Annotated in this window: 8 protein-coding genes; 1 reads left to right on the plus strand and 7 read right to left on the minus strand. The window is 60.8% G+C overall.

Features of this window, described 5'->3' with window-relative positions; genetic code table 11:
• Positions 1-117 precede the first annotated feature (117 nt).
• From lpdA to sdhC, 7 genes are all read right to left on the minus strand, one after another.
• Positions 118-1,554 carry a dihydrolipoyl dehydrogenase gene (gene lpdA / locus ACK59Z_RS22915; RefSeq protein WP_010954949.1) on the minus strand — a complete coding sequence of 479 codons (1,437 nt, stop codon included), beginning with the start codon at positions 1,552-1,554 and terminating at the stop codon, positions 118-120.
• Positions 1,555-1,647: 93 nt separating this feature from the next.
• On the minus strand, positions 1,648-2,871 hold the full coding sequence (odhB, locus tag ACK59Z_RS22920; RefSeq protein ID WP_003254209.1) for a 2-oxoglutarate dehydrogenase complex dihydrolipoyllysine-residue succinyltransferase: 1,224 nt from the start codon (positions 2,869-2,871) through the stop codon (positions 1,648-1,650).
• Between the two features lie 42 nt (positions 2,872-2,913).
• On the minus strand, positions 2,914-5,745 hold the full coding sequence (locus tag ACK59Z_RS22925) for a 2-oxoglutarate dehydrogenase E1 component (RefSeq protein WP_003254210.1): 2,832 nt from the start codon (positions 5,743-5,745) through the stop codon (positions 2,914-2,916).
• Positions 5,746-5,991: 246 nt separating this feature from the next.
• Positions 5,992-6,696: a succinate dehydrogenase iron-sulfur subunit gene (locus ACK59Z_RS22930; protein ID WP_003254212.1), complete on the minus strand. Its 705-nt coding sequence runs from the start codon at positions 6,694-6,696 to the stop codon at positions 5,992-5,994.
• Positions 6,697-6,707: 11 nt separating this feature from the next.
• On the minus strand, positions 6,708-8,480 hold the full coding sequence (sdhA, locus tag ACK59Z_RS22935) for a succinate dehydrogenase flavoprotein subunit (RefSeq protein WP_003254213.1): 1,773 nt from the start codon (positions 8,478-8,480) through the stop codon (positions 6,708-6,710).
• Between the two features lie 3 nt (positions 8,481-8,483).
• Positions 8,484-8,852: a succinate dehydrogenase, hydrophobic membrane anchor protein gene (gene sdhD / locus ACK59Z_RS22940; protein WP_003254214.1), complete on the minus strand. Its 369-nt coding sequence runs from the start codon at positions 8,850-8,852 to the stop codon at positions 8,484-8,486.
• Positions 8,846-9,232 carry a succinate dehydrogenase, cytochrome b556 subunit gene (gene sdhC, locus ACK59Z_RS22945; RefSeq protein WP_008091902.1) on the minus strand — a complete coding sequence of 129 codons (387 nt, stop codon included), beginning with the start codon at positions 9,230-9,232 and terminating at the stop codon, positions 8,846-8,848. Before sdhC ends, sdhD begins: the two co-directional genes overlap by 7 nt.
• A 352-nt stretch (positions 9,233-9,584) precedes the next feature.
• Between sdhC and gltA the strand changes: the two genes are divergently transcribed.
• On the plus strand, positions 9,585-10,874 hold the full coding sequence (gene gltA, locus ACK59Z_RS22950; protein WP_003254218.1) for a citrate synthase: 1,290 nt from the start codon (positions 9,585-9,587) through the stop codon (positions 10,872-10,874).
• Positions 10,875-10,966 lie beyond the last annotated feature (92 nt).

The raw sequence follows: 10,966 nt of genomic DNA on the forward strand, positions 1-10,966 counted from the left end.
CCGCACCACCTGTGACCGTTGACCCCGGGTTTCCCGTGTGATCCGGTCCGGCGGACTTTCCGCGGTGAGTCATGCACGCAAGACTCACGACGGGCAGCCCGCCGTGGTTTCTTATAATTAACGCTTCTTACGGTTGGCCACGTGAATGGCGCCGCCATTCACCGCCAGCGCTGCTTCATGCAACGCTTCGGACAGGGTTGGATGGCTGAAGACCATCATGCCCAGATCCTCGGCACTGGTGCCGAATTCCATTGCGATTGCGCCCTGCTGCACCAGTTCGGCAGCCGATGGGCCAATCACGTGAACACCCAGAACGCGGTCGGTCTTGGCATCGGCGATGACCTTGACGAAACCACCGGTGTCGTTGGCAGCCATCGCACGGCCGCTGGCCGCGAACGGGAAGGTGCCCACGTTAACCTCAACGCCCTCGGCCTTCAAGGCCTGTTCGGTCTTGCCGACCCACGCGATTTCCGGGTGGGTGTAGATGACCGATGGGATCAGGTCGTAGTTCATCTGGGCCTTGTGGCCCTTGATGCGCTCAACGACCATGATGCCCTCTTCGGAAGCCTTGTGGGCCAGCATCATGCCGCGTACCACGTCACCGATGGCGTACACGCCAGGAACGCTGGTGGCGCAGTAATCGTCGACGAAGATGTAGCCACGCTCGTCGATGGTCACGCCGCTGTCGGAAGCCAGCAGATCGGTGGTCACCGGGCGACGGCCGACGGCAACAATCAGCTTGTCGAAGGTGATCTTCTGCTCGCCTTCGGCGTTGGTGTAGGTCACTTCGACTTCATTGCCGTTGACTTTCGAGCCGGTGACGCGAGCGCCCAGCTTGATGTCCAGGCCTTGCTTGGTCAGGGTCTTCTGGGCTTCTTTCGACACGGCGGTGTCGGCAGCCATCAGGAAGGTGTCCAGGGCTTCCAGGACGGTCACTTCAGCACCCAGGCGAGCCCATACCGAGCCCAGCTCCAGGCCGATCACGCCTGCACCGATAACGCCCAGGCGCTTCGGTACGGCCTGGAATTCCAGGGCGCCGGTGGAGTCGACGATGACGTTCTGGTCGACCGGGGCCGGCGGAATGTCGATCGGGCGCGAGCCGGAAGCCAGGATCACGTTCTCGGCTTCGATGACTTCGGTGGTGCCGTCAGCTTTGGTGACTTCGACTTTCTTGCCGGCCAGCAGCTTGCCGTGGCCCTGGATCGAAGTGACGCCGTTGGCCTTGAACAGGGTGGCAACGCCACCGGTCAGGTTCTTGACGATGCCCGCCTTGCGGCCAACCATCGCAGCCACGTCCATCTTCACTTCGCCAGTGGAGATACCGTGGACGTTGAAGCTCTCTTTGGCTTCCTTGTATTTCCAGGAGCTGTCCAGCAGCGCCTTGGAAGGAATGCAACCTACGTTCAGGCAGGTGCCGCCCAGGGCCAGCTTGCCCTCGGCGTCGGTGTACTTCTCGATACAGGCAGTCTTCAGACCAAGTTGTGCGGCCTTGATGGCAGCTACATAGCCGCCTGGGCCTGCACCGATTACCACTACGTCGAATTTCTGGGTCATAAAAGATTCCTTATCAGCTACAAGCTACAAGCCGCGAACCGCGCGGCATGGCTTCTCGCGAAGCCAGGCCCGGCACGGTACGCAGCCAGAGGGTTAGATGTCCAGCAGCAGGCGGGACGGATCTTCCAGCAGGTTCTTGATAGTGACCAGGAAGGTTACCGCTTCCTTGCCGTCGATCAGGCGGTGATCGTACGACAGCGCCAGGTACATCATCGGGCGAATCACGACCTGGCCATTGATGGCCATCGGGCGCTGGATGATGTTGTGCATGCCGAGAATGGCGGCCTGCGGCGGGTTGACGATCGGGGTCGACATCATCGAACCGAAGGTGCCACCGTTGGTGATGGTGAAGGTACCACCGGTCATCTCTTCGATGGACAGTTTGCCGTCACGGGCCTTCTTGCCGAAGGTAGCGATGCCGTTCTCGATTTCAGCCAGGCTCATCGACTCGGCGTTACGCAGCACCGGCACCACCAGGCCACGGTCGCTGGACACGGCAACACCGACGTCGGCGAAGCCGTGGTAGACGATGTCGTTGCCGTCGATCGAGGCGTTGACAGCCGGGAAGCGTTTCAGCGCTTCGGTGGCAGCCTTGACGAAGAACGACATGAAGCCCAGGCGCACGCCATTGTGGGTCTTCTCGAACAAGTCCTTGTACTTCGAGCGCAGGGCCATGACTTCGGTCATGTCCACTTCGTTGAAGGTGGTCAGCATCGCCATGTTCGACTGGGCTTCAACCAGGCGCTCGGCGATCTTGGCACGCAGGCGGGTCATCGGCACGCGCTTCTCGGTACGGTCGCCAGCGGCGACGACAACCGGGGCAGCGGCAGCAGCGGCAGGCTTGGCAGCCGGTGCAGCGGCAGGAGCCGACTTCTTGTTGGCAACAGCAGCAACCACGTCTTCCTTGGTGACGCGACCGCCTTTACCGGTGCCTGCCACGGTAGCCAGGTCGATGCCGTTTTCTTCAGCCAGCTTGCGCGCAGCCGGGGCAGCGATCGGGTCATCTTCGCCGGCGTCAGCGCTGGCAGCGGCCGGAGCCGCTGCAGGTGCGGCGGCCGCGGCAGGCGCGGCGGCAGCACCGCCTTCAACGATCGAACCCAGCAATTCGTCGGACAGGACGGTGTCGCCCTCGCCCTTGACGATGTCGCCCAGCACGCCATCGGCAGTCGCCAGTACTTCCAGGACAACCTTGTCAGTCTCGATGTCGACGATCAGCTCGTCACGCTTGACGGCTTCGCCCGGCTTCTTGTGCCAGGTGGCAACGGTGCCATCGGCAACCGATTCCGGGAAGGTTGGGGCTTTGATCTCGATAGCCATTATCTGTGTTTCCTTAAATTCGGTTTCAGGTGCGCGAAGGCGTTAGACAGTGAAGGCGTCTTGCAGCAGTTTTTCCTGCTGTTCGGCGTGCTTCGAAGCGTAACCACAGGCTGGCGCGGCAGAAGCGTCGCGACCGGCGTATTCCAGGACCAGTGCCTTGTTGTGGCGGCCCAGGATACGGCGCATGTGGTGCTGGCTGCTGTACCAGGCACCCTGGTTCATCGGCTCTTCCTGACACCAGACCGCATGCTTGAGGTTGGTGTAAGGGGCGAGGATTTCGACCAGATCGTCCTCAGGGAACGGATACAGCTGCTCGATACGCAGGATGGCGATGTCTTCGCGGCCTTCGGCACGGCGTTTTTCCAGCAGGTCGTAGTAGACCTTGCCGCTGCACAGCACCAGACGCTCGACCTTGGCCGGATCGATTGCGTCGATTTCCGGGATCACGGTCTGGAACGAGCCTTCTGCCAGGTCTTCCAGGGTCGAGATGGCCAGCTTGTGGCGCAGCAGCGACTTCGGCGTCAGGACGACCAGCGGCTTGCGCAGCGGGCGAATGACCTGGCGACGCAGCAGGTGGTAAATCTGTGCCGGCGTCGTCGGTACGCAGACCTGGATGTTGTGCTCGGCGCACAGCTGCAGGTAACGCTCCAGACGCGCGGAGGAGTGCTCCGGCCCCTGCCCTTCATAGCCGTGTGGCAGCAGCATGGTCAGACCACACAGGCGGCCCCACTTGTGCTCACCACTGGTGATGAACTGGTCGATCACCACTTGCGCACCGTTGGCGAAGTCGCCGAACTGGGCTTCCCAGATCACCAGCGCGTTCGGCATGGTGGTGGAGTAGCCGTATTCGAAGGCCAGTACCGCCTCCTCGGACAGGAACGAATCGTACAGATCGAAACGTGGCTGACCAGGGAACAGGTTCTGCAACGGAATGTAGGTGCTGGCGTCCTTCTGGTTGTGCAGCACCGCGTGACGGTGCGAGAAGGTGCCACGGCCGATGTCCTGGCCGGTCATGCGGATCGGGTGACCTTCGAACTGCAGGGTGGCGTAAGCCATGGTCTCTGCATAACCCCAGTTGATCGGCAAGCCACCGGCCTGCATCTTCTGACGATCTTCGTAGATCTTCGACACCTGACGCTGGACCACGAAACCTTCCGGCAGCTCGAGCAGCTTGGCCGACAGATCCTGCAGGGTCTTGAGGTCGAAACGGGTGTCGTGACGCGCGGTCCAGGCATGGCCCAGGTACGGACGCCAGTCGACGAACAGCTCGCGGTTCGGCTCCTTGACCAGGCTTTTCACCACGTGCAGGCCATTGTCCAGCGCGTTGCGGTACTCGTCGATCTTGGCCTGAGCGCGCTCGGCGTCGATACGACCGGCCTGGATCAGCTGCTCGGCATACAGCTCACGGGTAGTGCGCTGCTTGCTGATTTGCTGGTACATCAGCGGCTGGGTGCCGTTCGGCTCGTCAGCCTCGTTGTGGCCACGGCGACGGTAGCAGACCAGGTCGATGACCACGTCACGCTTGAACTGCATGCGGTAGTCGATGGCCAGCTGGGTGACGAACAGCACGGCTTCCGGGTCATCGCCGTTCACGTGCAGGATCGGTGCCTGGATCATCTTGGCAACGTCGGTCGCGTACTCGGTGGAGCGCGCATCCAGTGGGTTGCTGATGGTGAAACCAACCTGGTTGTTGATCACGATGTGCACGGTACCGCCGGTCTTGAAACCGCGGGTCTGCGACATCTGGAAGGTTTCCATGACCACGCCCTGGCCAGCGAACGCAGCGTCGCCGTGGATCGAGATCGGCAGCACCTTGTCGCCAACGGTGTCGTTGCGGCGGTCCTGACGGGCGCGCACCGAACCCTCGACCACCGGCGAAACGATTTCCAGGTGGGACGGGTTGAACGCCATGGCCAGGTGCACTTCGCCACCCGGGGTCATCACGTTCGAGGAGAAGCCCTGGTGATACTTCACGTCACCGGAGCCCAGCTCGTTCATCTTCTTGCCTTCGAACTCGTCGAACAGTTCGCGCGGGTTCTTGCCGAAGGTGTTCACCAGCACGTTCAGGCGGCCACGGTGGGCCATGCCGATCACGACCTCCTTGGCGCCGTAAGAGCCGGAACGCTGGATCATTTCATCCAGCATCGGAATCAGGCTCTCGCCGCCTTCAAGGCCGAAACGCTTGGTGCCCGGGTACTTGGTGCCCAGGTACTTTTCCAGGCCCTCACCGGCGGTCACGCGCTCGAGCAGGTGGGCCTGCACGTCAGCGGAAAACTCCGGACGGCCGCGCACGCTTTCCAGGCGCTGCTGGAACCAGCTGCGCTGCTCGGAATCGACGATGTGGGTGAATTCGGCGCCAATGGTGCGACAATATGTCTTCTGGAGTGCATCGAAGATGTCGCGTAGGCTCGCCTCCTCTTTGCCGATGAACAGGTCGCCGGCACGGAAGGTCGTATCAAGATCGGCATTGGTCAAGCCGTAGTGATTGATCGACAGGTCTACGGGCGCAGGGCGCTGCCACAACCCCAACGGGTCGAGCTTGGCAGCCTGATGGCCGCGCATACGATAGGCCTGGATCAGTCGCAGAACTTCAACCTGCTTCTTCTCGTGTTCACTGCTCACGCTCCCGGCGGAAACCGGTTGGGCGCGGCGCTGGTTCTTTGCCAGCAGTACGAAATGGTCGCGGATTGTCGAGTGCGATACATCAGTAGCGGTGCTGCCGTCGGCTGGCAACTTCTGGAAGTAAGTGCGCCACTCTTCTGGCACAGCGTTAGGGTCGTGCAGGTAGAGCTCGTAGAGCTCTTCCACATATGCAGCGTTACCACCTGAAAGGTGGGCGCTATCCCACATGCGCTGCATCACGCTTTCTTGCATGCTTGGTCACCCTCGATTAGGGGACTGATCGGCGAGAGCCACAGCAAACCTGGAAAAGTCCGAAAACAGCGACTGAACCACGCCACCTGGATCCTGCTGATTTTCCGGGTACCAGCCCGGAAAGCCCCTGCTGGTCTCATATCTTCATAGGTAATGAACGCGGGCTTTGTGGGCCCTTGTTCGGGTTTTACCTCAGTGCGGGCTCACCACCCGCACCTCGGCTTACTGCAGGTACAACGCTTTGTATCAGGTGCCGCTTTGCAGCAGCATGTTACGTACGTGACCGATTGCCTTGGTCGGGTTCAGACCTTTCGGGCAAACGTTTACGCAGTTCATGATCCCGCGGCAGCGGAATACGCTGAACGGGTCATCCAGGGACGCCAGGCGCTCCTGAGTCTTGGTATCGCGGCTGTCGGCAAGGAAGCGGTAGGCTTGCAGCAAGGCTGCCGGGCCCAGGAACTTGTCCGGGTTCCACCAGAACGACGGGCAGGAAGTCGAGCAGCACGCGCACAGGATGCACTCGTACAGGCCGTCCAGCTTGTCACGGTCTTCCGGCGACTGCAGGCGCTCGATGGCCGGGGCCGGGGTGTCGTTCTGCAGGAACGGCTTCACCTTCTCGTACTGCTTGTAGAAGATGCTCATATCGACCACCAGGTCACGAATGACCGGCAGGCCTGGCAGAGGACGCAGAACCAGCTTGCCGCCCTTCACCACCGCCGACAGCGGGGTGATGCAGGCCAGCCCGTTCTTGCCGTTCATGTTCATGCCGTCGGAACCGCAAACGCCTTCACGGCAGGAGCGACGGTACGAGAAACCCTCGTCCTTTTCCTTGATCAGTGCCAATACATCCAGCACCATCAGGTCCTTGCCGCCGGTATCGACGTCGAACGACTCCATTTTTGGCGCCGAGTCGGTGTCCGGGTTGTAACGATAAACTTCGACTTTCAACATAGCAGCCACCCTTAGTAAGTCCGGACTTTTGGTTCGAAGGCTGGAACAGTCTTCGGCGCAAAGTTGACGCCGCGCTTGGCAACGCGCTTCTCACCCGGGTAGTACAGGGTGTGGCACAGCCAGTTTTCGTCGTCACGGTCTTCGAAGTCTTCACGGGCGTGAGCGCCGCGGGACTCTTTACGGGCTTCCGCCGCGATGGCGGTAGCTTCGGCAACTTCCAGCAGGTTCTGCAGCTCCAGCGCTTCGATACGCGCGGTGTTGAAGGCCTGGGACTTGTCGTTGATCTTGACGTTGGCGATACGGTCACGCAGACCGGCCAGTTGCTCGATACCCTTCTGCATGTATTCACCAGTACGGAATACACCGAAGTAGTTCTGCATGCAGCTCTGCAGCTCGCGCTTCAGGCTGGCAACGTCTTCACCGCTGGTACGCTCGTTGAGCTTGTTCAGGCGGTTCAGGGCAACATCGACGTCGGTGTCGCTGGCGTCGCGGTATTCCACGCCTTCGCTCAGCGCCTTCTCCAGGTGCAGGCCGGCAGCACGGCCGAACACCACCAGGTCGAGCAGCGAGTTGCCGCCCAGGCGGTTGGCACCGTGAACCGATACGCACGCCACTTCACCTACGGCGAACAGGCCCGGGATGATGTGATCCTGACCGTCGGCGTCCATGGTGATGGCCTGGCCATGGATGTTGGTGGCAACGCCGCCCATCATGTAGTGGCAGGTTGGAACCACCGGCACCGGCGCGACCACAGGGTCGACGTGGGCGAAGGTCTTGGACAGTTCGCAGATACCTGGCAGGCGGCTGTGCAGCACTTCCTCGCCCAGGTGGTCCAGCTTCAGCAGTACGTGGTCCTTGTTCGGGCCCACGCCATTGCCGGCGATGATTTCCTTGACCATGGAACGGGCAACCACGTCGCGGCCGGCCAGGTCTTTCGCGTTCGGCGCGTAACGCTCCATGAAGCGCTCGCCGTGGGCGTTGATCAGGTAGCCACCTTCACCGCGGCAACCTTCGGTGACCAGTACACCGGCGCCGGCGATACCGGTCGGGTGGAACTGCCACATTTCGATGTCCTGCACCGGCACGCCTGCACGCAGGGCCATGCCGATACCGTCACCGGTGTTGATCAGGGCGTTGGTGGTGGACGCGTAGATACGGCCCGCACCGCCAGTGGCCAACACGGTGGCCTTGGACTTGATGTACAGGGTTTCGCCGGTTTCGATGCAGATGGCGATCACACCCACGAATGCGCCGTCCTGGTTCTTCACCAGGTCAACTGCGTAGTACTCGTTGAGGAACGTGGTACCCGCTTTCAGGTTGCCCTGGTACAGGGTGTGCAGCAGCGCGTGACCGGTACGGTCCGAAGCGGCACAGGTACGGGCGGCCTGGCCACCTTTACCGAAGTCCTTGGACTGACCACCGAACGGGCGCTGATAGATGCGGCCGGTTTCGGTGCGCGAGAACGGCAGACCCATGTGGTCCAGTTCGAAGACCGCAGCCGGGCCTTCCTGACACATGTATTCGATAGCGTCCTGGTCACCGATGTAGTCGGAACCCTTGACGGTATCGTACATGTGCCAGCGCCAGTCGTCGTTCGGGTCGGCCGAAGCGATGGCGCAGGTGATGCCGCCCTGGGCGGATACGGTGTGCGAACGGGTCGGGAAGACCTTGGTGACTACGGCAGTCTTGTGGCCGCCTTGAGCCAGTTGCAGCGCTGCGCGCATGCCGGCGCCGCCGCCACCGATGATGATGGCGTCGAAGGAAATGGTTGGAATGCTAGCCATGGATCAGATACCCCAGAGAATCTGCACACCCCAGACGAAGTAAGCGAACATCGCAACGCCGCATACCGCCTGGAACAGGAAACGAATCGCAGTTGCCGACTTGCCGAACGACATAGGCGTCAGGTAGTCGGTTGCAATGGTCCACATGCCAACCCAGGCGTGAGCGCCCAGGGCAACGAGGGCCAGCAGACTGAAGATCCGCATCGCGTTGTTGGAGAACAGACCATGCCACTGGGTGTAGTCGATGCCTGGGTGGGCGACCACGTAGCCGATCAGGAAGAGGAAGTAAGCCGCGAGAACGACCGCAGAAACGCGCTGCGCCATCCAGTCATAGAGGCCCGAACGCGACAGGTTCGTGACATTGGTTACCATACCCAAACTCCCACCAGAACGATCAGCACCACGGAGATGACGATCACGATTTTCGAGCCCAGCTTGCCGCCTTCCAGCGTCTCACCGATACCCATGTCCATGATCAGGTGACGAACACCTGCCACGAGGTGATAAAGCAGGGCGGACAGCAGACCCCAGGTCACGAACTTGGCCAGCGGGCTGGTCAGACACGCCTTCACCTCACCGAAGCCTTCCTCGGAACCCAGCGACTTGCCCAGTGCATAAAGCATGATGGCAAGGCCGATGAACAGGATGACGCCGGAGATACGGTGCAGGATGGACGTGTACGCAGTGACGGGGAGCTTGATGGTCCTTAGGTCTAGGTTTACAGGTCGTTGGCTTTTCACGGCTTTTTTCACACTGAAGAGCCCCTAGCGAATCAGGGCAAAGTTGTTGGTAAGTGTACTGGTCAGGTACCCACCACCCAGGGAACGGCGACCCCCAGCAGTTCGGGCTTGCAAGCCCCTGGCGGTCGGGTGCCGAGTATAGACAGTTAGGCTGCTTATGACAACGTGACGGGGTAGCCCAAATAGCGCATTGCCTTTAATGAACAAAAGGCGTAAATGGGCGAGAATTTCGGGAAAAATCAGGCTTGAATGCCTGATTCAACAAGCCTTTAGGCAAATTGACATCTGAATTTATCCCTCTATAGTGGTGCGGGCCCTGCGTGGGGGGTCTGTCTGATGATTTCAAGCATTAATAGGAGGCCACATGGCTGACAAAAAAGCGCAGTTGGTCATCGAGGGCGCTGCCCCCGTCGAGCTGCCCATTTTAACCGGCACCGTTGGTCCTGATGTAATCGACGTCCGCGGGTTAGGGGCCACTGGTCACTTCACCTTCGACCCAGGTTTCATGGCGACTGCCTCGTGCGAGTCGAAGATCACCTATATTGACGGCGACAAAGGTATCCTGCTGCACCGCGGCTACCCGATCGAGCAACTCGCCGAACAGTCCGACTACCTCGAAACCTGCTACCTGCTGCTCAACGGCGAACTGCCGAATGCCGAGCAGAAGGCCCAGTTCGTCAGCACCGTCAAGAACCACACCATGGTTCACGAGCAGCTGAAGTCCTTCTTCAACGGCTTCCGCCGCGACGCTCACCCGATGGCGGTGATGTGCGGCGTAGTCGGCGCCCTGTCGGCGTTCTATCACGACTCCCTGGACATCAATAACCCGCAACACCGCGAAATCTCCGCGGTGCGCCTGGTCGCCAAGATGCCGACCCTGGCTGCGATGGTTTACAAGTACTCCATGGGCCAGCCGATGATGTACCCGCGCAACGACCTGTCGTACGCGGAAAACTTCCTGCACATGATGTTCAACACCCCGTGCGAGATCAAACCGATCAGCCCGGTGCTGGCCAAGGCAATGGATCGGATCTTCATCCTCCACGCCGACCACGAGCAGAACGCCTCCACCTCCACCGTTCGTCTGGCCGGCTCGTCGGGTGCCAACCCGTTCGCCTGTATCGCCGCCGGTATCGCTGCACTGTGGGGCCCGGCCCACGGCGGTGCGAACGAAGCCGTACTGACCATGCTGGATGAGATCGGCGATGTTTCGAACATCGACAAATTCATCGCCAAGGCCAAGGACAAGAACGACCCGTTCAAGCTGATGGGCTTCGGTCACCGCGTGTACAAGAACCGCGACCCGCGCGCCACCGTGATGAAGCAGACCTGCGACGAAGTCCTGCGCGAGCTGGGCATCAAGAACGACCCGCAGCTGGAACTGGCCATGCGCCTGGAAGAGATCGCCCTGACCGATCCTTACTTCATCGAGCGTTCGCTGTACCCGAACGTCGACTTCTACTCGGGGATCATCCTCAAGGCGATCGGCATTCCGACCAGCATGTTCACCGTGATCTTCGCCCTGGCACGTACCGTGGGCTGGATCTCGCACTGGAAAGAAATGCTCTCCAGCCCGTACAAGATCGGCCGTCCGCGCCAGCTGTACACCGGTGAGCAGAAGCGTGACATCGTTGCTCTGAAAGACCGCAAGTAAGCGTTGATCGCTGAACGTAAAAGGCTGCCCTCGGGCAGCCTTTTTTATTTGTCCTGTACCGGCCTCTTCGCGGGCTTGCCCGCTCCCACAGG

It is taken from the genome of Pseudomonas sp. KCJK9058, from assembly GCF_046230975.1.
Lineage (GTDB): Bacteria > Pseudomonadota > Gammaproteobacteria > Pseudomonadales > Pseudomonadaceae > Aquipseudomonas > Aquipseudomonas alloputida.

Coding starts and splice junctions, on each gene's coding strand:
- lpdA (WP_010954949.1), bottom strand. CDS start 1,554: ATGACCCAGAAATTCGACGTAGTGGTAATCGGTGCAGGCCCAGGCGGC.
- odhB (WP_003254209.1), bottom strand. CDS start 2,871: ATGGCTATCGAGATCAAAGCCCCAACCTTCCCGGAATCGGTTGCCGAT.
- ACK59Z_RS22925 (WP_003254210.1), bottom strand. CDS start 5,745: ATGCAAGAAAGCGTGATGCAGCGCATGTGGGATAGCGCCCACCTTTCA.
- ACK59Z_RS22930 (WP_003254212.1), bottom strand. CDS start 6,696: ATGTTGAAAGTCGAAGTTTATCGTTACAACCCGGACACCGACTCGGCG.
- sdhA (WP_003254213.1), bottom strand. CDS start 8,480: ATGGCTAGCATTCCAACCATTTCCTTCGACGCCATCATCATCGGTGGC.
- sdhD (WP_003254214.1), bottom strand. CDS start 8,852: ATGGTAACCAATGTCACGAACCTGTCGCGTTCGGGCCTCTATGACTGG.
- gltA (WP_003254218.1), top strand. CDS start 9,585: ATGGCTGACAAAAAAGCGCAGTTGGTCATCGAGGGCGCTGCCCCCGTC.